Here is a 22,134-nt window from a genome sequence, read left to right as displayed (position 1 = left end):
AGCGTGGACATGTGCGCCGCACTCGTCCCATTCGAACCGGCTCAGCTTTCCACGGATCTGCCGGGCTGTTTCAGGAGCTTGATTTTTGAGCTTCTCTCCAAGCGAACTGGAGCCCGCTTCGCCCCATGCTCTGGCCTTTGTTGCTCAATTGAGCTACAAGGCTCGAGAATGGAGACGTAACATGGCGACGACTGCGTTTGTTCGCGCCCGGGTCGACGAGCGGGTGAAGGAGGAGGCCGAGGCCGTCCTCAGCTATTTCGGGCTGAACATTTCGGATGCGGTCCGGATGACCTTGACGCGCATCGCGCGCGACGGGGCGCTGCCTCTGGAACTGAAGATTCCCAATGCTGAAACGCAGGCTGCGATCGAGGAATCGCGCGCGATGATGGCGGCACGGCAGGCCCGCTTCCACGAAGGGCAGGACCTGATTGATGTCCTCGACAAAAAAGGCCGCTGACAAAAAGCGGGCGAACCTGCCGCGAGCCTCCGATTTCACGAAGCAGTTTGAAAAAGACTGGGAGCGTCTGTCGCGATCCGCGCGCTACGACATGCCGCGTCTCAAAGAAGTCATGCTGCTATTGATCGCAAACGACGCGCCGTTGGGTGCGGAGTGGTTGGATCATCCTCTCAAAGGGGAATGGCGTGACCACCGCGAATGCCATGTGGGCGGTGATTTTCTTCTGATTTACCAGATTGAAGGGAATCAGGTGAATTTCGTCCGCGCCGGGACCCACGCCGAACTCTTTGGGTGACATTCGCCTGCGGACCACCCCACAGCGCGCGTCTCTTTTCCCTCGCCCTCAGATCGATGGTCCGCTCACGCGGGCCAATTCTGCGAGGGCATGCGCTCTCAAGCGTGGCCGAACACCCGCTTGAAGATGGTATCCACGTGCCTGAGGTGGTAGCCGAGGTCGAACTTCTCGTTGATGTCCTCTTCCGAGAGGAATTTGCGCACGTCCGGATCGTTGAGCAGGAAGGTGCGGAAGTCGCCTTCGCCGCGCCAGACCTTCATGGCGTTGCGCTGGACCAGCCGATAGCTGTCCTCGCGGCTCGCGCCCTTCTGGGTCAGCGCCAGGAGCACGCGCTGGGAGTGGATGAGGCCCCCCAGCTTGTCCATGTTCTTCTGCATGTTGTCGGCATGGACCACCAGCTTGTCCATCACGCCGGTGAGGCGGGAGAGGGCGAAGTCGAGGGTCACGGTGGCATCGGGGCCGATCATGCGCTCGACGGACGAGTGCGAGATGTCGCGCTCGTGCCAGAGCGCCACGTTCTCCAGCGCCGGCGTCACATAGGCGCGCACCATGCGGGCGAGGCCCGTGAGGTTCTCGGTCAGCACCGGGTTGCGCTTGTGCGGCATGGCTGAGGAGCCCTTCTGCTCCGGCGAGAAGTATTCCTCCGCTTCCAGCACTTCCGTGCGCTGGAGATGCCGCACCTCGGTGGCGAGCCGCTCGACGGAGGAGGCGACCACGCCGAGCGTGGCGAAGAACATGGCGTGGCGGTCGCGCGGGATCACCTGGGTGGAGACGGTCTCCACCTTCAGCCCCATCTTGGCGGCCACGTGCTCCTCTACCCGCGGATCCACATGGGCGAAGGTGCCGACCGCGCCGGAGATGGCGCAGGTGGCAATCTCCTCGCGCGCGGCGACGAGGCGGGCGCGGTTGCGCTGGAACTCGGCCGCGGCGATGGCGAGCTTCACGCCGAACGTGGTGGGTTCGGCGTGGATGCCGTGGGAGCGGCCGACGGTGGGGGTGAGCTTGTGCTCGAAAGCGCGGCGCTCCAGCACGTCGAGCAGCTTGTCGAGGTCGGCGATCAGCAGATCGGCGGCGCGCGTGAGCTGCACCGACAGGCAGGTGTCCAGCACGTCGGACGAGGTCATGCCCTGGTGCACGAAGCGCGCGTCCGGGCCGACGAACTCGGAAAGGTGGGTGAGGAAGGCGATGACGTCGTGCTTCACCTCGCGCTCGATGGCGTCGATGCGTTCGATGTCGAACTTCGCCGGGCCGCCCAGCTCCCAGATCTTGGCCGCCGCCTCCTTCGGCACGATGCCGATTTCGGCCATGGCGTCCGCCGCGTGCGCCTCGATCTCGAACCAGATGCGGAAGCGCTGCTCGGGGGTCCAGATGGCGGCCATTTCGGGGCGGCTGTAGCGGGGGATCATGAGGTCGTCGGTTCCTTCAACATTCAAGCGGGCGATCTAGCAGAGATCGGCCGTCCTGAGTAGCGTCGGCCGCGCCAGCCCTTCCCGGTCGCGGGGCGGAGCGCCGCATTCCCGGCCTCTGCCGGCTTTCGCCGGGCGGCCTATGCGTCTAGTCTGGCGCGGCGCACCTATCGGCATGCAAATCCAGAGGATCCCTTGCGCTACGTGTCCACAAGGGGCGAGGCCCCCGTTCTGTCCTTCGCCGACGCTTTGCTCGCCGGCCTCGCGCGCGACGGCGGCCTCTACGTGCCCGAAACCTGGCCGACGCTGTCGGACGACGAGATCGCGGCGCTGGCGGGCAAGCCCTATGCCGAGGTGGCCAAGGCGGTGATCGCGCCGTTCGTGGCGGATTCGATTCCGCGCCGGGCGCTCGATCTGATGATCGAGGATGCCTATGCCGGCTTCCGCCATCCCGCGGTGGCGCCGCTGGTGCAGATCGCCCCGAACCGGTTCGTGCTGGAGCTGTTCCACGGCCCGACGCTGGCGTTCAAGGACGTGGCGATGCAGCTGCTCGCCCGCCTCATGGACCATGTGCTCGGCGCGCGCGGGGCGCGGGCGACCATCGTCGGAGCAACCTCGGGCGATACCGGCTCGGCGGCCATCGAGGCCTTCCGCCATTCGGACGCGGTGGACGTGTTCATCCTCTACCCGCACAAGCGCGTCAGCGAGGTGCAGCGGCGGCAGATGACCACGGTCGCCTCGCCCAACGTGCACGCCATCGCCGTGGAAGGCACGTTCGACGACTGCCAGGCCATGGTGAAGGCCATGTTCAACCACCACGCCTTCCGCGATCGCCTCGCGCTCGCCGGCGTGAACTCCATCAACTGGGCCCGCATCGTCGCCCAGGTGGTCTATTATTTCTATGCCGCCACCGCGCTCGGCGCGCCGCACCGCACCGTGTCGTTCGTGGTGCCCACCGGCAATTTCGGCGACGTCCTCGCCGGCTGGGTGGCGAAGAAGATGGGCCTGCCCATCGCCGACCTCTCCATCGCCACCAACGTCAACGACATCCTGGCGCGCACGCTGGAAACTGGGCGCTACGAGACCAAGGGCGTGAAGCCCTCGTCCTCGCCCTCCATGGACATCCAGGTCTCGTCCAATTTCGAGCGCCTGCTGTTCGAGGCCCTGGACCGGGATGCCGCAACCGTGCGCGAACTGATGGGCTCGCTTGCCCAGTCCGGCGCGTTCAGCCTGCCGCGCGCCGCCCAGGCGGCGATCGCGGCCGATTTCTCCGCCGGGCGGGCCGACGAGCCGGAGACCGCCAAGACCATCGCCCGCGCCTTTGAGGATGCCGGCTATCTCGCGGACCCCCACACCGCCGTTGCCCTCGCGGTGGCGGACAAGGTGGAGCATTCCCGCAAGGTGCCGCAGGTGGTGCTCTCCACCGCCCATCCGGCCAAGTTCCCAGATGCGGTGGAGGCGGCCACGGGCCTGCGCCCGCCGCTGCCGCCGCACATGGCCGACCTGATGACCCGCAAGGAGCACGTCACCGTGCTGCCCAACGATCTGTCCGCCGTGGAGGCGTTCATCTCCCGCACCGCCCGCCTGGGCGCGGGCGCCGCCGCATGAGCGTGAAGCTCTCGACGCTGCCGAACGGCATCACCGTCGTCTCCGACGACATGCCCCATCTGGGAACGGCCTCGCTCGGCATCTGGGTGGGCGCAGGGGCGCGCGACGAGGCGCACGACGAGCACGGCATCTCGCACCTCCTGGAGCACATGGCCTTCAAGGGCACCAAGCGCCGTTCGGCCCGCGGCATCGCCGAGGAGATCGAACAGGTGGGCGGCGACATCAATGCCGCGACCTCGGTGGAGCAGACCTCCTACAACGTCCGGGTGCTGGGCGAGGACGTGGCGCTCGGCGTCGACATCCTTGCCGACATCCTGACCGAGCCGGCCTTCGCCGCCGACGAACTGGAGCGCGAGAAGAACGTCATCGTCCAGGAGATCGGCGCGGTCATGGACACGCCGGACGACCTGGTGTTCGACCATTTCCAGGAGCGCGCCTTCCCCGACCAGGCGGTGGGCCGCTCCATCCTCGGCACGCCGGAGACCGTGCGCTCCTTCAACCGCGGCCAGCTGGCGACCTACCTGCTGCGCCACTATCGCGGGCCGCGCATGGTGGTCGCCGCGGCGGGCGCTGTGGAGCATGACAGGCTGGTGGAGGAGGCGGGCGCGCGCCTTGCCTCCGTATCCTCGCAGCAGCCGGCACTGCAGATGCCGGCCGCCTATGCCGGCGGCATCCACCTTGCCCCGCGCGAACTGGAGCAGGTGCACCTGCTGATCGGCATCGAGGGCTGCTCGTTCAAGGACGAGGAATACCACGCCGTCCAGGTGCTCGCGAACGTGCTCGGCGGCGGCATGTCCTCGCGCCTGTTCCAGGACGTGCGGGAGGAGCGCGGCCTCTGCTACGCCATCTACGCCTTCCACTGGAGCTATGCGGACACCGGCCTGTTCGGGGTCTATGCCGGCACCGACGAGGGCGACGTGGGCGAACTGACGGCCGCGGTCATCGACCAGATGCTGGAGACCGGCGACACCGTCACCGAGACCGAGGTGGCCCGCGCCAAGGCGCAGATGAAGGTGGGCCTGCTCGCCGCCCTGGAGAGCTCGGGCGCGCGGGCGGACCAGCTCGCCCGGCAGATGCTCGCCTTCGGCCGGGTGATCCCGGTGGAGGAGATCGTCGCCAAGGTGGAGGCGGTGGATGTCGCCAAGGTGCGCGCCGCGGCGCGCCGCCTGGTTCAGGGGGCGCGGCCCACGCTTGCGGCCATCGGTCCCGGCGCGGGCCTTGAACCTGCCGCGCGGATCGTGGAACGTCTGGCGGGTTAGGAGACGGTCGCGGCCGGAGGGGCCGGCGCGGCCGAGGAGGCGGCCTCCAGGCGGGGGCCGGTTGAGAATGGCGGACGCAGTGTCGCCTCGGGGTCAGGCAGGCAGCGCATCGCCCGGCGGTCCATCGTCCGGCGCCGCGGCGGCCATTTCCTGGCGGCGGGCATTTGGGATGTCGGCGGGGGCACGCTCATGTGGCCGCTGACATCGCTCTTCTCCGCCGATCCCCTCCCGGCCGTCGAGGGCGACCGGGTCTATCTGCGGGTGCCCCAAAGCTCGGACTTCGCCCAGTGGCGCGATCTTCGCGCCTCCAGCCGCGCCTTCCTGACGCCCTGGGAGCCGCTCTGGCCGGCGGACGATCTCACCCGCGCCGCCTTCTCCCGCAGGCTCCGGCGCTATGCGCGCGATATGCTCGCCGACCACGCCTATCCGATGTTCGTGTTCCGCAGCGCGGACCATGCCCTGCTCGGCGGGCTCACCTTGTCCAATGTCCGGCGCGGCGTGTGCCAGGCGGCGAGTCTCGGCTACTGGATGGGCGAGCGGTTTGCCGGCAAGGGCCACATGCGCGCCGCGCTTGCGGCGCTGCTGCCGGTGGCCCACGAGCGCCTGCAATTGCGGCGCATCGAGGCCGCCTGCATGCCGACCAACGCGCCGTCGATCCATCTCCTGGAGCGCAGCGGCTTCGTGCGCGAGGGCTATTCGCGCGAATATCTGTGCATCAACGGCGTGTGGGAGGACCACCTGCTGTTCGCGCGGCTGCGCCGCGATCCCATCATCTGCGCGGGGCTCGGCGAGGCGGCGTCCAGGGCGGCACAATAGGGCGGGCGCGGCAGGCGGATTCGCCCCCGCGCGGACCGGTTCGCGGGAGGCTTCGCGGGAGATGATGCGCCATTCGGCGCAGCTCTGGAAAAGCGGAGCCGCCGCCGGTGCCGCGCCGATCAGTTCGCCGGGGCGGTGGTGACGGCCGGGGTCGGATCGGGCACGCGCGTCAGGCTCTCGATGATGCCCCGAACCGCAGCCGCGCCGGCACGGCTGCGGACCGCCTCGATCAGCGGCTGGGCCGCGCCCGAGCGCTGCAGCAGACTCTGGGGATCGGCGATCACCAGGGGGCTGTCCCACGGACCCTGGACGACGAAGGGCAGGTCGGCGGGCACCTGGTCCGCGGCACCCTGGGCCGGCGCGACCAGGGCCGCCTTGCCCTTCAGGTCGAGGTCACGCATGCCGATGCTCGCGGTTCCCACGAGCGCGAGGCGCACCCGCTTTCCTTCGAGCCGCATGCTCTCGACGTCGGCGCGGCCTTTTTCGATCGTGATCTTGCCGTCAAGCGTCGTGAAGTCGGTGCGCCCGCCGCGCGGGTCGCCGCCGCCGGAGAGCGGGCGGCGCTCGATCCGGTGCAGCACCTGGGCGACGTCGAAGCCGACCAGCGCCCCGTCGGCGCCGGAGATCGAGAAGCCGCCCGTCAGGGTCTGGGCGATGTCCTGGATGCTCCGGCCCGAGCCTTCCAGGCTCACCGTGATGTCGCCGGTTCCCTCCAGGCGGCGGAATCCGGCGATATCGTCGAGCGCGGGCTCCAAAGAGACGTCCGCGCAGTCGGCCTCGATGCGCACCACCGCGCCCGAGCGGTCGGCGGCCATGGTCGCGGGGCGCGGCGAGAGCACCGCCGAGGCACGGATGCGCCCGCCCCAGATGCGCGCCTGACCAAGTGCCAATGCGAGCCGGCCGCTCGAAAGAACGGCGCTGGCGGCGAGGGTGGAGATGCGCGTGTTCTCGGCCGTGGCCGATGCCGCCGAGAGGCGCAGGTCCAGGTCGAAGCGCTCCAGCGCGGCGAGGTTGAGGGTGTGGCGGTCCCATTCGCGTCCGCCGGCATCGGTCAGGCGCATGCGGCCATAGGGCGTCAGGTCGAGGCTGTCGGCGGCGAGCGTGCCCTGGATCAGCGGCCGCTCGCCGCCGAGCTTGACCAGCAGCGCCCCCTCCGAGCGGTTGCCGTCGAGTTCCAGCGCCGCCTTGGTAAGGCCGATCTGCGGGCCGTCGGCCTTCAGTTGGCCGGCGAGGCCGAACGCGCCGAAGCCGCCCGTGGTGGGCGCCTCGATGCCGAGCCAGGCGAGGACATCGCGCAGCGACTCGGTCTTCAAGCTGAGATTGCCCTCGGCCGCGAGACTGTCGCGACGCAACGCCGTCTCGCCGCGGAACGAACCCTGGGATGAGCGCGCGGAGAGGGAGGCGCGGGTCACGGTCGGACGTCCGGCCATGAAGGCCGGGGTATCCTCCATCAGCAGCTTGGTGGAGACGGTCTTCTCGCGCCAGTCGAAGTCGACGACGACGGCGATGCCCTTGCCGTCGAGGATGCGGTCGAGGCTGCCGGAAATGTTGCTCACAAGCTCGCGCGTCAGCCCGTTCTCGTCCCGCAGGGCGATCGTGCCGCGGCGGACCCGCAGCTCGGGCAGGTCCTTGTCGCCGAGCACCGGCGCCAGGATGATGGCGGACAAGGCGCCGGCGCCGGTGAGGATCAGCGTCGGCCGATTGAGGGTGACGTCCGACACCTCGACGCTGCCGAACAGGAGCGGCCAAAGCTGGAGCCGCGCCTCGACGCTCTCGGCATCCAGCGACTGTCCCTGCGGCAGGGGGAATTCGGCCTTGCCGAGCGTCAGGCGCGGATAGGGCAGCAGGCGCAGCGTCGGCTCGCCCGACATGCGCACCCTCTGGCCGGTGGTGCCGGTGATGGCCTGGGTCGCGGCACGGCGCAGCTCTTCGGCGGGAATGACAAGCGGCAATGCGAGCGCGGCGACCAGAATCGCGGCCGCTACGGCGCAACTGCCGGCGAGGGCGATCAGAAGGGTGCGTCGCGTGGGTACGCCGTGTTTCAGCATTGCCTCATCGATCGGTCAGAACGGGTCGGGCGCCATGCGCGGCTCACGGCCGGGAAAGCGGCGCGGCCTCCCGGAAGACGGCAGGAGGAGGCGGCACGATTCCCCGGCTCTGTGTCCCTTTGATGGCCTCGCCGCCGCCGGCCGGAGCGGCCCCTCAGGCGTGCGGGGAACGGGACGGGGAGGGGCGGGAGGCAGAGCTGCCGCGCACGGCCGAGGCCGACAGGCGGGCCAGCAGGATCACCGGGCCGAGACCCACCAGGACGATCAGCAGAGCGGCGAGCGCGCCGTCCTCGTAGGTGCCGCGGGCTGCCTCGGCATAGATGTGGGTCGCCAGGGTTTCCAGGCCGAGCGGGCGCAGCAGAAGGGTGGCGGGTAGCTCCTTCATGGCGTCGACGAACACCAGGAGCGCAGCGGTGAACAGCGCCGGCCTCAGCAGCGGCAGGTGGATGCGGGTGACGGTTCCCCCGCGCGTCGCGCCAAGGCTGCGCGCCGCCATGTCGAGATGGGGCGAGAGCTTGGCGAAGCCTGCCTCGATGCCGCCGATGGGGATGGCCAGGAACCGGATGGCGAGCGCCAGAACCAGGGCCGCCCCCGAGCCGGAGATCAGCAGGCCGCTGGAGATGCCGAAGGTCTGGCGCAGGGCGGCGTCCACCATGTTGTCGAAGCCGGCGAGCGGGCTGAGCAGGCCGATGCCGAGCACCGTTCCCGGCACCGCATAGCCGAGGCTCGCCAGCCGCGCGAGGCCGCCCGACAGGGCCGACGGCGCGAGGCGGTGCGCCAGCGCCACCACCAGCCCGGCCGCGAGCGTGAGACCCGTGGCGGCGATGGCGATGACGGCGGTGGTCGCGGCCTCTCGCGGCAGGGTGGCGGACATCCCGGTCTCGGCCACCCGTCGCACGGCCGAGACGGCGAGATGCAGCACCGGAACGGCGAAGCCGAGCGCCACTGGCAGGGCGCACAGCAGGACCGCGCCGGCGGCCGCGAGGCCGGAAAGCCGCGCCGGCGGCGCGGGTCGCGCGGTGCCGCTGGCGACGAAGCGGCGGGTGGAGCGCGCGGCGCGCTCGGCGAGGATCAGCGCGAGCACCAGGGTCAGCATCACCAGCGCGATCTGCGCCGCGCCGGGCAGGTTCGAGCGGTTGACCCAGGTGGCGTAGATGGACACCGTGAGCGTGCGCACGCCGAGGAATTCGGAAGCGCCGATGTCGCCTAGAGTCTCCAGCAGCACCAGCGTGAGGCCGGCCACCACCGCCGGCCGGGCGAGCGGCAGGCCGACCTTGAAGAAGGCCTTGGTCCGGCTGGCGCCGAGCGTGCGCGCCACCTCCAAAGCGGCGGCGGACTGCACCAGGAAGCTCGCCCGCGCCGAGAGGTAGACATAAGGGTAGAGCACGCACGACAGCACGAACACGCAGCCGCCGATGGAGCGCACGTCCGGCAGCCGGAAATCGCGCGGCGACGCGATGCCGAGCAGCGCCCGGAGCGGCTCCTGCACCGGCCCGAGCGGGTGCAGCACGTCGAGATAGGAATAGGCGACGATGTAGCCCGGCACGGCCAGCGGCATCAAAAGCGCCCACTCGAACAGGCCGCGGCCCGGAAAGTCGCAATTGGCCACCAGCCAGGCGCAGGGAATGGCAAACAGGCAGGAGAGCAGGCCGACGCCGATCAGCAGCATGAAGGTCTGCGTCAGCGCGCTCGGCAGGACATAAGCGAGCAGATGCGGCCAGAGGTCGCCGGAGCCTTCGGCGGCGATGGCGGCCAGCGCGACCAGCGGCAGCAGCACGGCGAGCGCTACCGCGGCGGCGCCCCACACCCAGAACGACGACGCCTCCCGCCCGATGACGGGCAGGAGGCGCGCCTTGCGACGAGGTGCGATCAGGGCTTGCGTGGCCATGGCCGCTGCTTCGCGCGGACCTTGGGCCTCAGTCGTTGAAGCCGACCTTGTCGATCAGCTCGCTGGCGCGCTTGCGCGCCTTGGCGATGGCGACGAGGGAGATGGGATCCACCTTGAGCGGGCCGAGATTGGCGATGATCGGGTCGGTCTCGGCGCCGGTGATGACCGGATACTCGTAGTTCATCTTGGCGTAGACCGACTGCATGGCCGGGGAGACGGCGAACTCCAGGAACTTGATGGCGGCGTCCTTGTGGGGCGCGTTCTTGGCCACCGCGGCGCCGGAGACGTTCACATGGGTGCCGCCACCCTCGAAGGTGGGCAGCAGCACGCCGATGCCGTCGCCCCACTTCTGCTGCTCGGCGCCGCCCTTGCCGGCGCGCATCAGGCCCACATAGTAGGAATTGCCCAGCGCCAGGTCGCAGATGCCGCCGAGGATGTCGCGCGCGCCCTCGCGGTCGCCGCCGGCAGGCTTGCGCGCGAGATTGGCCTTCAGTCCGCGCAGCCACTCTTCCGTCTTCGCCTCGCCGTGGTGGACGATGTAGGCGGCGGTGAGGGCCACGTTGTAGGGGTGCTGGCCCGAGCGGATGCAGACCTTGCCCTTCCACTTGGGGTCGGCGAGGCCCTCATAGGTGATGGCGTCGAGCTTCACCTGGTCCTTGGCCGTGTAGACGAGGCGGGCGCGCAGCGAGAGCGCGAACCAGTTGCCGTCGGGGTCGCGCAGGTTGGCGGGAATGGCCGCCTTCAGCGCCGCGCTGTCCACCGGCTGGGTCACGCCGGCATCCACCACGTCGAGCAGGTTGCCCACATCCACCGTCATGAGCACGTCGGCCGGCGAGCTGGCGCCCTCGGCCTTCACGCGCTCGGCGAGGCCGTCCTTGATGAAGACGCTCTTCACCTCGATGCCGGTGGCCTTGGTGAAGGCCTCGAACAGCGGCGCGGCAAGGCCGGGCTCGCGGGTGGTGTAGACGTTGACCACCTGCTGGGCCGAGGCCGGAAGGGTGGCACCGGCGAGAAGCGCGGTCGCCAGAAGCGCTGCGCGCATGGGAGTGAGATGGGGCATGGCGTCCTCTCCGCGGCGATGGGATGCGCTCAGTGTCGAACGCGGTCACTGCGTGTGTTCGCCTAGCCTTGGCTGTGACGGAGCGTCAATGAATAAACCGGAGAGGTCCAAAACATTAGAGCGGGTCCAAGAAATACTTTGGAGCGCATCTAAATTGTCATGATTCCAGTCTGGTATGCTGCCACGCCTCACCATGCGACCCGGCAAGCCCCCGGGGAAGGACACCCAGGAACGGCGGCCGCGCTTCACGGCATCCCGAAAGTGCGGGGACGCATCCGCGCGGTGAAGTCGTGAGATCAACGCCCGGGCGTATAGGGGAGGGGACTGGGCAAAAAAAGGCCCGGCGGATCGGCCGGGCCTGGGTCACGAGTCGCACCGGAACGCAGATCAGTCCTCGTCCAGCTCGCCGATATGGTGCTGGGCGTAGAGCTGAAGGCCGAGCTTGGCCACGAGGTCGAGCTGGGTCTCAAGGAAGTCGATATGGCCTTCCTCGTCCGCCATCAGCTCCTCGAACAGGTCGCGGCTGGGATAGTCCTTGACCGAGGCGCAATAGGTGGCGGCCTCCTGATAGAGGGCGCGGGCGTCCACCTCGGCGGCGAGGTCCGCTTCGAGGATTTCCTTCACGTCCTGGCCGATGCGCAGCGGGTCGAGCACCTGCATGTTCGGGAAGCCGTCGAGGAACAGGATGCGGTCGGTGAACTTGTCCGCGTGCACCATCTCCTCGATGGACTCGGCGCGCCACTTCTTGGCGAGCGCCTTGTAGCCCCAATTGTCCAGCATGCGGTAATGCAGCCAGTACTGGTTGATGGCGGTGAGCTCCGAACGCAATCCCCGGTTGAGATACTCGATGACCTTCGGATCACCCTTCATGACTCACTCCTCATGCCGACGAAGCGGCCTTGTTATCTCGAATTGCTTTTAGACAAATTCTAATCTGTTCGCAACAGCAGGGATACCGTCGCGGGTCCGCGCCTACTCCGCGGCGACCATTCCGGTGAGGGCGGCGACCGGGCATTCCTCGGCGCAGGACGCGCAGGAATGGGCCTGCACCTGGTCCAGGATGGCCCGGATGGTACGGGCGCAGCGCCCGCATTGGGGGGAGCAGCCGAGGCAGCGGTAGATCTCGCCCGGCGTCCGAACGCTCGCCGCGCCGGCGCAGGCGTCGCGGACCTGATGGTCGGAAAAGACGTTGCAGGAACACACGATCATGGTTTGATCCAGATCAGCTTGCTTAGAGCAATTCCAAAAAGGCCTGACTACTTGAGGCTATTTCGCAGAACGGCCGGCTTCGCGTCAACTCCGTAGAAATGCGACATGGTGGTTGCGCCGGCATTTGAAAAGATTGAGCAGTTCTACTTTTAAGCAATTCCATTGTGACCGATCCCGGCCGGTTTCCCTTGGTGGAGGCGGGCAGGCGCAAGTGAAGCAGTGGCCACGAAGCCGCAGCGGTGAATCGCAGCCACAATGAACCGCCAGAATGCGCGGCTCGCGGCCTCGAACGTCCGAGGCTCATAGGCCGGCGTGCGATCAGGCGAGGTCAAATCCGCGGCGTTTGGGGCAGGCGCAGGCGCGCCACCATCCCGGACGACAGGCCGCGCCGCAGCGTGAGCGTGCCGCCGAGCGCTTCGGCCTCGTGGGCCAGCCGGGCGAAGCGCAGCGGCCCGATGTCCGGTCGCGGCAGCCGGTCCGCGGCGCCACCAGGGGCCAGAGGGTCCAGCGCGCGGGCCATCGCCACCTCGTCCAGGGCCGGGCCGCCGTCGGCGATCTCGATCGCCACGGCGTCGGCCTCTTCCGGGGCGGGCAGGATGGCGACGGCGATGGCGGCGTCCTCGGGGCTGGCTGCGAGCGCATCCTCAAGGAGGTGGCGCAGCAGACGGGCGAGCCGCGGCGCATCCGCCGCCGCGGGGGCGGTCGGCGGCAGATCGGCGCGCAGCCGCACGCCGCGCCGGCGCGCGGCGGGTTCCAGCAAGGCGAGCACCTCGCGCGTCAATGCCGCGAGGTCGCACATCGAGGGCGGCGGCGGCTCCGGCGCGGCGAGGCCGCTGAGGTCGTCCAGCTCGCTGCGCAGGGTGGTGAGCGCGGCACGGGTTTGGCCGTCAAGGCCTACGGCAGGGGCTTCGCGCGGAGCGTCCTCGGCGGGCAGAAGGGTCTCCAGGGCGGGCGCGAGACGCTCGCAGACCAGGCGCGCCAGGGACGCGAGCCGGACGGGGACGAGTTCGGGGGCGGCCGGCGGCAGGGCAGGCAATTCAGGCGCGGCGGCGGACGCGACGTCCGCCTCCGGCGGTGGGGCGGCGGCCGCCCGCGGCGCCAGCACCACGCAGACCAGCCGGTCCTCTCGCCCGCCGCGCGCCAGCGCGGCCCGCATGGGCGATCCGCCCGCTTCGCCCGTGCGCATGGTCAGATCGAGAGGGGCGGGTGCGGCGGGCTCGGCGGCGATCGCGGCGCGCAGAGCTTCTGCCGCGGCAGCCCGGTCGTCGCCGTCCACCAGCGCCAGGAAGGGCGTGCCGATGGTCTCCGGCTCGCTCCGCTCCAGAAGGCCCAGCGCGGCCCGGTTGGCGAACATCACCAGTCCGTCCTCTTCCAGCAGAAGCACCGGCCAGGGAACGAGATCGAGCGCCTCGCGCCGCGCCCGGCTGAGGGCCTCGGCGCGCGCGTCGGCGGACGGCGGCCCGTCTTCGATCGGGCGGGCCACGTACAGGAGCGCGTTGCGACCGTCATAGGGGGCCGCCATCAGGCGCACCGTCACCGGCAGGCGCTCGCCTTCGGGAGTGACGAGGCGCAGCACGCCGTCCGCACCGCGCTCCAGAGCGGCGGCGAGCCCGCCGGCCTCCTGGAAGGCGGGAAGGTCGGCATGGCCGGTCCATTTCAGGAAGGCGCGGTTGGCGTGGATCGCCGCGCCGTTCTGCTCCACCAGCAGCCCAACCGGCAGCCGGTCGAGCAGCGCCTCGGCGGCGGCGAAGCTGTCCGGCGGCGTGCTCTCAAACACCGGCTCGGGCGGCTCCGTCGACAGGAACGGCGCGTCGCCCGTCAGCGGCGCCGCGCTCTCGTCGCCCTTGGGCCAGTCCTCGACTGCGGCGGCGAGCGTGCGGGCGATCTCGCGGAACGCCGAATGCTCGGCGGGGGACAGCGCCCCGGCTCCGCGCAGCTGCACCACCTTCGGCTTGGCGGGCGCGGGTTCGGACGGCGCGGGCAGCGGTAGATGCAGCCTCGGGCGGCGGCGGGCGATGCCGAAGCCGCGCATCGCGCCGCGGCTGAGGCCTGCGCCCAGCACCGGCGCGGCGCCGAGTTCGAGCTCCAATGGGGGATCGCCGGCGAGCGTGACGCGGGCGCCGGTAAAGCTCGCTCCGCCGGAGAGGGCGGTGGACGCCGCGGCGGCCCCGCGGGCGAGGTCCTTTGCCTCGAGCTCGGCGAAGGTGGCGCCCACCAGGTGGTCCGCCATCGGGCCGAGGGCGTGCGCCAGCGCGTCGGAGATGTCACGGACGCGCCCCTCGGCGTCCGCCTCGAAGGTGAAGCGCAGCGGCGGCGGATCGGGGCTGATGGGTGCCGCCTCGGGTCCCGGGGCGGGCGGAGGCGGGGCCGCAGCGTCGAGCGCGGTCGCAAGCACGCCGCCATCGGCGCGCACCAGCCGGAATGTGAGGGTGCCGAGGCTCAAGGGCGGGCGCAGGCGCGCGAGCGGGGCGAGCGCTGGAGCGCGGTCCATGGCGCGCAGAAGCGGCCCAAGGGCGGGCGCCGCCGCGCTGCCGGGCGCAAAGCCGAGCCGGATCGCCGCGGCGTTCGCATCGAGCACGCGCCTGCCCTCGGCATCCGCGAGGAAGGCGGGCGGCGACGGCGCGGCCAGAGCGTCAGGGCGCGGCCCGGCGAGGTAAAGGGGACGTGATCTCGTCTCCGTCATCGTCTTTGGTCCGCGAATACCTTCGTGATTGCCTGCCGGGCTGAGTTGGGCGCCGGGCACGCTTGGCCGGCTATTGTGGCGGGCAATGATTAACGCCGCCGCAATCGGGCGGATTTGACCTCTTTCATATTGCCGAGGTGTGGGCGGAGCATACTAAGATCGCGAGGGCGCGTGGCCGCCGGCCGCTGGCCCCAACCCGAGGAGTGACGCCCATGACGAAGATCGGTCCGGACTTGGAGTTGCCCGCGGAGATGCGCGCCGTCGCGGAGAAGAACGTGGCCCAGGCGCGCCAGGCCTTCGAAACGCTGTTCAAGAGCGCGCGCGACGCGGTGGGCGACGGGGAGGGGCGGCTGGAGGAGATGCGCACCTCCATGAAGGACCTGCGCCAGAAGACCATCGGCCTCATGGAGGCGAACGTCGCCGCGAGCTTCGACTTTCTGCACAAGCTGGTGGCCGCCAAGAGCCCGCAGGAGATGATGAGCCTGCAGGCGGAGTTCCTGTCGAGCCAGATGCAGGCGGTGGCCGAGCAGGCCAAAAGCCTCGGCGCCGAGGCCAAGGCGCTGGGCGAGACCACGGTGCGCACCCTCGACGAGCACGCCCGCGCCCTGGCGGAGCGGGTGAAGGCGCTGAGCGCCAGTGCGGCCCAGAATGCCCAGGAGGCGGCTCAGGATCTCAAGTCCATGGGCGAGACCGCCATGCGCGATGCCAAGAGCGCAACCGAGCAGGCCGTCGACCCCAATCTCCGCCAGTAAGGCGGTTTTAAAATACCTAAAATGTTGTGCGGCGCAAAAATGATTTTGCGCCGCACGATGGCCTCGATTATAACGGTTCCGGGGTCAGGGCCTGTGCCCGGAGCCGTGTCGCGTGGAGCCATTCGCTTGCCGGACGGTCGACTGCGCCACCCGTCCCGCGCACGCCCCCGTCCTCCCAAAGCCGCCCCCCGAGCGACCCGAGGATGCTATGAACGACACCTTTATCAAGGCCTATCAGGACCAACTGGACGCGGCCAAGAAGGCCTTCTCCGCCAACGGCATGCCCGCCTTCGAGGTGCCGCCGGCCATGCGCGAGGCCGCCGAGAAGGGCCTTTCCGCCTGCCGCGACAACTATGACAAGATCAAGTCTTCGGCCGAGCAGATGAACGCGGCCATCGAGGACACCTGCACCACCGCCAGCAAGGGCGTCTCCACGTTCAACGTGAAGATGCTCGAGGCGCTGCAGACCAACATGAATTCCTCGTTCGACTATTTCAACGCGCTGCTGTCGGCCAAGACGTTTGCGGAGGCGGTGGAGCTGTCCACCGGCCACGCGCGCAAGCAGTTCGAGATCGTGTCGGCGCAGGCCAAGGATCTCTCGGCCCTGGCGCAGAAGGTTGCGGCCGACACCTCCGAGCCCCTGAAGAGCACGGTCGAGAAGTCGGTGCGCCCGGCGGCCTGATGGCCGGCCTGCGCTGCGTACCGCAAGCGCGGCCTTATCCTGGTTCGATACCGACCGCCGGCGCCGCAAGCGCCGGCGGTTTGGTTTCAGGACGGTGTCCTCGTCGGGCAGGAGGGTTGCTGCCGGCGGCCGAAATCGACTGGGATCGCGCGCGGCCCGTCGCTCGCCCTTGACGGGCGCGGCGCTCCTGGCGCAGGTTCCGGTCGGCTCGCACTGCGGGCCGATCGCGCCGCCGAGCGGCCCGCGACGGGATGGCTGAAAAGGTCGGGACACAGGTCCACGCCGCGCCCCCCGGGGTGGGCGCCGGAGACGGGGTCTCCTCCAGGCCGGGCGCTCCCCGGCGATCAGATCATGCGCGCCATCGGTTCCGTCTCGCCGCTTCTTCTCGTGGGCCCCGCCTGGGTGGGCGACATGGTCATGGCCGCGAGCCTCATCGAGGTGCTGCGCCTGCGCGAGCCGGGCCGTCCGGTGGATGTGATCGCCCCGGCGGCGGCCCTCCCGGTCGCCCGCATGATCCGCGGCGTGCGGCGCACCATCCCCCTCGGCCTCGGCCATGGCGAACTCGGCCTCGTCGCGCGATGGAAGGCCGGCCGGGCGCTGAAGGAAGAGGGATACTCCAAGGCCATCGTCCTGCCGCGCGCGTTCAAGGCCGCCATCGTTCCGTTCGCCGCCGGCATCCCTGAGCGCGTCGGCTACCAGGGCGAGATGCGCTCGCCTTTGCTGACCGATGCGCGACCCGACCGCGACCGCAAGAGCGCGCGCACCATCGACCGCTTCGTCGCCCTCGGCCTGCCGGAGGGGACGCCGCCCGCGCCCGCGCCGCGCCCGCGCCTGTTCCTGCCCGACGGGATGGCCGATCTCGCCGCCGCGAAATTTCCCCTGCCGGGGGAGGGGCCCGTTCTGGCGCTCTGCCCCGGTGCCGAATACGGCCCCTCCAAGCGCTGGCCCGCCGAGAAGTTCGCCGCGCTCGCTGCCCGCGCGGTCGCCGCCGGCTGGCATGTCCGCGTGGTGGGCTCGCCCAAGGAGGCGCCCGCCGGGGCGGTGATCGCCGCCGCCGCGCCCGGCATCGACGACCTCACCGGCCGCACCAACCTCATGGAGGCGGCGGCCGTGCTCGCCGCGGCCAATGTGGTGGTGACCAACGATTCCGGTCTCATGCATGTGGCGAGCGCGCTCGACCGCCGCGTGGTGGCTGTGTTCGGCTCCTCCTCCGAGAAGATGACGCCGCCCACCTCGCCCGGCGCGCGTGTGATCTCGCGTCCTCTGACCTGCCGGCCGTGCATGAAGCGCGAATGCCCGCTGGGCACGCTGGCCTGCCTGGAGAGCATCGACGCGGGCGAAGTGTTCGAGGCGGCCGAGCGCATCGCCCGATGAGGGTGCTGGTCGTCAAGCTCTCCTCGCTCGGAGACGTGGTCCACACCTTTCCCGCCTTGACCGACGCCATGCATGCCGTGCCTGGCCTGGAGGTGGACTGGGCGGTGGAGGAGGCGTTCGCGCCCATCGCACGGCTGCATCCCGCGGTGCGCGAGACCATCACCGTGCCGCTGCGGCGGCTGAAGAAGCGCCCGCTTGCCGCGCTCGCGGGCGGGGAGGCCGCGGCCACCCGCCGCGCGCTCGCCGGCCGGCGCTATGACGTGGTAATCGACGCCCAGGGCCTGGTGAAGAGCGCGCTCGTGTCGATGATCGCCCAGGGGCCGCGCCACGGCTTCGACCGCGAGAGCGCCCGCGAGGGGCTCGCCGCCATCGCCTATCACGGCCGCCACCGCGTGCCCGAGGTCGAGCACATGGCGGAGCGCATCCGCAAGCTGTTCGCCGCGGCGCTGGGCTATTCCCTGGAGGGACGCCCGCTCGACACCGGGCTGCGGCCTCTGCCGCTGCCGGGGGGCGACCCGCCGCACCTCGTCTTCCTGCACGGCACCACCTGGCCCACCAAGACCTGGACCGTCGCCGGCTGGCGCGCCTTGGCGCGGGAGGCGCAGGCCGCCGGCATGCAGGCGCTGGTCTTCACCCAGGGCGCGGCCGAGGCGGCGCGGGCGGCTGCCATTGCCGAGGGCCGGCCGGCGGTGGAGCCGCTGCCGCCCCAGCCGCTGGCAACGCTCATTCCGCTCATCGCGTCCGCTGCCGGCGTGGTGAGCGTCGATACCGGACTCGGCCACCTCGCCGCCGCCTTCGGCGTGCCGACGGTCGGGCTCTACGGGCCGACCGATCCGCGCCTCACCGGCCTCATAGGCGCGCGGGTGCGCGAGCTGGTCTCGCGGCGCGATTGCGCGCCCTGCGAGAAGGGCCGCTGCCGCATCGCCCCCGCCACCATCGAGGGTCCGCCCTGCCTCGCCGACTTCGCGGCCGCGACGGTGTGGCGGGCGCTGAGCGATCTGTCGGCGCCGCATTGAGGCACCCGCCCTGCCGCCCTTATGGACAAGCGGCGAGGCGGCGTGGCACATCGGCGGCACCATTGCGAGGTGCCGAGCCCCATGACGCTTTCCCGCGGCCCTGGCCGCGACCTGATGCTGGTGACCGGCGGCGCCGGTTTCATCGGCTCCAACATCGCCCGCGCGCTCGCCGCGGAGGGCCGCCGCGTGGTGGTCTCCGACTGGCTGGAGGACGGGCCGAAATGGCGCAACATCGCGGACATCCCGCTCGATGACGTGATCCGGCCCGAGGCGGTCGAGAGCTTCGTGGCGCGCGAGGGCGGCCGGCTCGGCGGCATCGTCCACATGGGCGCGATCTCCGCCACCACGGAGCGCGACGGCGACAAGATCGTCGCCCGCAACATCCGCGCGACGCTCGATCTGTGGGCGCAGTGCGCGGCCAAGGGCCTGCCGTTCGTCTTCGCCTCCTCCGCCGCCACCTATGGCGACGGTTCGGAAGGCTTCGCCGATGCGGACGACGACGGCACGCTGGCGCGCCTTGCGCCGCTCAATCCCTATGGCTGGTCGAAGCTGTTCGTGGACCGCCGCATCATGGCCGACGTGCGCGCCGGCCGGCCGTGCCCGCCGCAATATGCGGGCCTGCGCTTCTTCAACGTCTATGGCCCCGGCGAGGCCCACAAGGGCGACATGCGCTCGGTGGTGCACAAGATCCACCCGGCCGCCGCGGCGGGGGAGAGCGTGACGCTGTTCAAGTCGCACAACCCGGCCTATGGCGACGGCGGCCAGTTGCGCGACTTCATCCATGTGCGCGACTGCGTCGCCGTGGTGCAGTGGCTGCTGGAGAACCCGCAGGTGAGCGGCATCTTCAATGTCGGCACGGGGCAGGCGCGCAGCTTCGCGGATCTCGCCAGGGCGGTGTTCGCGGCGCTCGGCCGGGAGCCGCGCATCGCCTATGTGGACATGCCGGAGCACCTGCGCGGCGCCTACCAGTATTTCACCCAGGCGGACATGGGGAAGCTGCGCGCGGCCGGCTATTCCGCCCCCTTCACCTCGCTGGAGGAGGGCGTCGCGTCCTACGTGACCGGCCATCTCTCCGGCCGCAACGAGGCGACGCCGTGACCGGTGCGCAGGGAAGGATGCCCCATGGTGCCTGAGGGCGCGCCCGGTCCCATCGTCGTCATCGGCGACGTGATGGTGGACCGCTACATCACCGGCTCGGTCTCGCGCATCTCGCCCGAGGCGCCGGTGCCGGTTCTCGTGCATGGCGACGAGCGCATCGTCCCCGGCGGCGCCGCCAACGTCGCCGCGAACGCGGCGGCGCTCGGCGCGCGGGTGACGCTGGTGGGCCTCGTCGGGCGCGACCGCGAGGCGGACCTGCTCAATGCGGCCCTCGCCGCCCATCCGGGCATCGTGCTCGATCTCCTGGTGCGCGACCCCGGCCGGCCCACCATCACCAAGACCCGCGTCATGAGCGGGCGCCAGCAGATCGTGCGCATCGACGCCGAGACGGTCGCCCCGCCGGGGCCGCAGATGCTGGAGGCCCTGATCGGCGCGGTGGCCGAGGCGGTGCGCGGCGCCCGCGTCGTGGTGCTGTCCGACTATGCCAAGGGCGTGCTCTCGGACAACGTGATCGCCGCTGCCATCGCCGCCGCCCAGGCGGCCGGCGTGCCGGTGGTGGTCGATCCCAAGAGGCGCACCTTCGAGGCCTATCGCGGCGCCAGCCTCGTCACCCCCAACCGCAGCGAACTCGCCGCCGCCACCGGCCTGCCCGACACCACCGACGCGGAAGCCGCCCGCGCGGCGGAGGCCGCATCGGCCCAGTTCGGCGGGGACGTGCTCGTCACCCGCGCCGAGAAGGGCATGACGCTCTGGCGGCGCGGCGGCCGGGTGCTGCACGTTCCGGCCAAGGCGCGCGAGGTGTTCGACGTCTCCGGCGCCGGCGACACGGCGCTTGCCGCCCTGGCGGTGGCGCTCTCCGCCGGCCAGCCGCTGGAAGCCTGCGTCCATCTCGCCAATGCCGCCGCCGCGGTGGCGGTGGGCAAGCTCGGCACCGCGGTCGTCACCCGCGCAGAGCTTCTGGCGGCGCTGGAGGAGGCGGGCACGCCCGGCATCCCGCCCGGCGCGCTGCTGGAAACCGACGAGGCGGCCCGCGTCTTCGCCGAGTGGCGCGCGGCGGGCGCGCGGGTGGTGTTCACCAACGGCTGCTTCGATCTCATGCACCCCGGCCACGTCGCGCTGCTGGAAGCGGCCGCGCGCGAGGGCGACCGCCTGGTGGTGGCGCTCAATACCGACGCCTCGGTGAAGCGGCTGAAGGGCGAGGGCCGCCCGGTTCAGGACGAGGCGGCGCGCGCCCGGGTCATGGGCGCGCTGCGCTGCGTCGATCTCGTGGTGCTGTTCGACGAGGACACGCCGCTGCGCCTCATCGAGACGCTGAAGCCGGATGTTCTGGTGAAGGGGGCCGACTACCGCGAGGACCAGGTGGTGGGGGCGGACGTGGTGAAGGCCTATGGCGGCCGGGTTGCCCTCGTGCCGCTGGTTGCGGGCCGCTCCACCTCGGCGCTGGTGGCGAAGGCGAAGGGGTAGGCGCGGCCTGACGGTGCTTCCCAGCCGCGGGCCTTGGGTGATGGCTGTCGATCCGGCCAAGGCGTGCCGTGCGGCGTTCTGCATGCGGCGCACAAAAAAGTCCCGCGGCCGAGTTGCCGTGCACGGGACGACGTCCCTATAGTCGCTTCCGGTGTCGGTGCCCGCTTCGGCGGGCCGTAAAGAGGGAATGCGGTGCGGGCGCTCGTCGCCTTATGCCGCGGCTGCCCCCGCAACTGTAGGCGGAAAGTCCCCCCGCAAGGGCCACTGGAGCGATCCGGGAAGGCGCGGGGCGGGCGGTGATCCGCAAGCCAGGAGACCTGCCGCCGCCGCATCGCCCGCTCGCGGGCACATCCAGGGCGCCCTCGGTGGGAGGGCGAGGGGGTAAGATGTCACGTTCCAAGACGTTCCACGCCGTATCCGCATCTGTCGCCGCCGCACTGGCGGTGCTGGCCTCCGCGCCGGCCCAGGCCCATCACATGATGGGCGGCGAGATGCCGTCCACCTTCGCGCAGGGCCTGCTTTCCGGTCTAGGCCATCCGGTGATCGGCCTCGATCATCTGGCCTTCATCGTCGGCATCGGCGTGGTGGTGGGCGCGTTCGGGCTGAACCTCGCTCTGCCGGCCCTGTTCGTCGCCGCCTCGGCGATCGGCGTCGCCATCCACGTGGCGGGCGTCTCGCTGCCGGCCTCCGAACTGGTGGTCGCGGCTTCGGTGGTGCTGCTCGGCGTGCTGCTTGCGCGCGCCGCCAAGGTTTCGCCGGCAGCCTGGGCCGCGCTGTTCGCGGTGGCCGGCCTGTTCCACGGCTATGCCTATGGCGAATCGATCTTCGGCGCGGAGCAGACACCTCTGGTGGCCTATCTGGTCGGCCTCGTCATCATCCAGAGCGTGATCGCCGTGGGCGTGGCGCTCGCCACCCGCTCGGTGAAGGAGGCCCCGGTGTCGCTCAATGCGCGCCTCGCCGGCGCCGCCGTGGCAGGCATCGGCATCGCCGCGCTCGCCGGGCAGATCATTCCGGGCTGA

At 70.6% G+C, this 22,134-nt stretch carries 19 protein-coding genes and 1 riboswitch; of the genes, 12 read left to right on the top strand and 7 right to left on the bottom strand.

Features of this window, described 5'->3' with window-relative positions:
* Positions 1-181 precede the first annotated feature (181 nt).
* Both D9R14_RS20190 and D9R14_RS20185 read left to right on the top strand, forming a co-directional pair.
* Entirely contained in the window at positions 182-457 is a 276-nt protein-coding gene (locus D9R14_RS20190) for a type II toxin-antitoxin system RelB/DinJ family antitoxin (protein WP_121625163.1), read from the top strand.
* Entirely contained in the window at positions 432-752 is a 321-nt protein-coding gene (locus tag D9R14_RS20185; RefSeq protein ID WP_121625162.1) for a type II toxin-antitoxin system YafQ family toxin, read from the top strand. Before D9R14_RS20190 ends, D9R14_RS20185 begins: the two co-directional genes overlap by 26 nt.
* 98 nt (positions 753-850) lie before the next feature.
* Here the strand turns inward: D9R14_RS20185 and purB are convergent, their stop codons facing one another.
* Complete coding sequence (gene purB / locus D9R14_RS20180; protein ID WP_121625161.1) at positions 851-2,158, bottom strand: adenylosuccinate lyase; 1,308 nt, start codon at positions 2,156-2,158, stop codon at positions 851-853.
* Positions 2,159-2,353: 195 nt separating this feature from the next.
* Between purB and thrC the strand changes: the two genes are divergently transcribed.
* The 3 genes from thrC (at position 2,354) to D9R14_RS20165 (ending at position 5,841) form a co-directional block, all read left to right on the top strand.
* The gene (thrC, locus tag D9R14_RS20175) at positions 2,354-3,766 is read left to right on the top strand and encodes a threonine synthase (protein ID WP_121625160.1); all 1,413 of its coding nucleotides are present in this window, start codon (positions 2,354-2,356) and stop codon (positions 3,764-3,766) included.
* Positions 3,763-5,025 carry a M16 family metallopeptidase gene (locus D9R14_RS20170; protein ID WP_121625159.1) on the top strand — a complete coding sequence of 421 codons (1,263 nt, stop codon included), beginning with the start codon at positions 3,763-3,765 and terminating at the stop codon, positions 5,023-5,025. The genes thrC and D9R14_RS20170 overlap by 4 nt, the downstream gene beginning before the upstream one ends.
* Positions 5,026-5,214: 189 nt before the next feature.
* Positions 5,215-5,841, top strand: a complete 627-nt coding sequence (locus tag D9R14_RS20165; protein ID WP_121625158.1) for a GNAT family N-acetyltransferase — start codon at positions 5,215-5,217, stop codon at positions 5,839-5,841.
* Positions 5,842-5,960: 119 nt separating this feature from the next.
* Here D9R14_RS20165 and D9R14_RS20160 read toward each other — a convergent pair whose 3' ends face one another.
* The 6 genes from D9R14_RS20160 to D9R14_RS20135 all read right to left on the bottom strand — a co-directional run bounded on the left by D9R14_RS20160 (position 5,961) and on the right by D9R14_RS20135 (position 14,729).
* Complete coding sequence (locus tag D9R14_RS20160) at positions 5,961-7,889, bottom strand: AsmA family protein (protein ID WP_121625157.1); 1,929 nt, start codon at positions 7,887-7,889, stop codon at positions 5,961-5,963.
* A gap of 154 nt (positions 7,890-8,043) precedes the next feature.
* Positions 8,044-9,777, bottom strand: coding sequence for an ABC transporter permease (locus tag D9R14_RS20155; protein ID WP_121625156.1), 1,734 nt, complete (start codon positions 9,775-9,777; stop codon positions 8,044-8,046).
* A 28-nt stretch (positions 9,778-9,805) separates the two neighbouring features.
* Entirely contained in the window at positions 9,806-10,837 is a 1,032-nt protein-coding gene (locus tag D9R14_RS20150) for a Fe(3+) ABC transporter substrate-binding protein (protein WP_121625155.1), read from the bottom strand.
* Positions 10,838-11,224: 387 nt separating this feature from the next.
* On the bottom strand, positions 11,225-11,707 hold the full coding sequence (gene bfr, locus D9R14_RS20145) for a bacterioferritin (protein ID WP_121625154.1): 483 nt from the start codon (positions 11,705-11,707) through the stop codon (positions 11,225-11,227).
* 102 nt (positions 11,708-11,809) lie between these two features.
* A complete protein-coding gene (locus D9R14_RS20140) occupies positions 11,810-12,046 on the bottom strand; it encodes a (2Fe-2S)-binding protein (RefSeq protein WP_121625153.1) in 237 nt (78 codons plus the stop codon).
* Positions 12,047-12,374: 328 nt separating this feature from the next.
* Positions 12,375-14,729, bottom strand: coding sequence for a PAS domain-containing protein (locus D9R14_RS20135; RefSeq protein ID WP_121625152.1), 2,355 nt, complete (start codon positions 14,727-14,729; stop codon positions 12,375-12,377).
* Between the two features lie 212 nt (positions 14,730-14,941).
* Here D9R14_RS20135 and D9R14_RS20130 point away from each other — a divergent pair, with 212 nt between their 5' ends.
* From D9R14_RS20130 to D9R14_RS20100, 7 genes are all read left to right on the top strand, one after another.
* Positions 14,942-15,481: a phasin family protein gene (locus D9R14_RS20130; protein WP_121625151.1), complete on the top strand. Its 540-nt coding sequence runs from the start codon at positions 14,942-14,944 to the stop codon at positions 15,479-15,481.
* A gap of 208 nt (positions 15,482-15,689) precedes the next feature.
* Positions 15,690-16,163, top strand: a complete 474-nt coding sequence (locus D9R14_RS20125; protein ID WP_121625150.1) for a phasin — start codon at positions 15,690-15,692, stop codon at positions 16,161-16,163.
* Between the two features lie 351 nt (positions 16,164-16,514).
* Entirely contained in the window at positions 16,515-17,537 is a 1,023-nt protein-coding gene (waaF, locus tag D9R14_RS20120; RefSeq protein ID WP_121625149.1) for a lipopolysaccharide heptosyltransferase II, read from the top strand.
* Positions 17,534-18,553 carry a lipopolysaccharide heptosyltransferase I gene (gene waaC / locus D9R14_RS20115; RefSeq protein ID WP_121625148.1) on the top strand — a complete coding sequence of 340 codons (1,020 nt, stop codon included), beginning with the start codon at positions 17,534-17,536 and terminating at the stop codon, positions 18,551-18,553. The genes waaF and waaC overlap by 4 nt, the downstream gene beginning before the upstream one ends.
* Positions 18,554-18,664: 111 nt before the next feature.
* A complete protein-coding gene (gene rfaD / locus D9R14_RS20110; RefSeq protein ID WP_170168692.1) occupies positions 18,665-19,651 on the top strand; it encodes an ADP-glyceromanno-heptose 6-epimerase in 987 nt (328 codons plus the stop codon).
* A 24-nt stretch (positions 19,652-19,675) separates the two neighbouring features.
* On the top strand, positions 19,676-21,115 hold the full coding sequence (rfaE1, locus tag D9R14_RS20105; protein WP_121625146.1) for a D-glycero-beta-D-manno-heptose-7-phosphate kinase: 1,440 nt from the start codon (positions 19,676-19,678) through the stop codon (positions 21,113-21,115).
* 138 nt (positions 21,116-21,253) lie between these two features.
* Positions 21,254-21,454, top strand: a riboswitch (cobalamin riboswitch).
* Positions 21,455-21,501: 47 nt separating this feature from the next.
* On the top strand, positions 21,502-22,134 hold the full coding sequence (locus tag D9R14_RS20100; protein ID WP_121625145.1) for a HupE/UreJ family protein: 633 nt from the start codon (positions 21,502-21,504) through the stop codon (positions 22,132-22,134).

The organism is Xanthobacter tagetidis, from assembly GCF_003667445.1.
GTDB lineage: Bacteria > Pseudomonadota > Alphaproteobacteria > Rhizobiales > Xanthobacteraceae > Xanthobacter > Xanthobacter tagetidis.
This window is presented reverse-complemented; position numbering and strand designations above follow the sequence as displayed.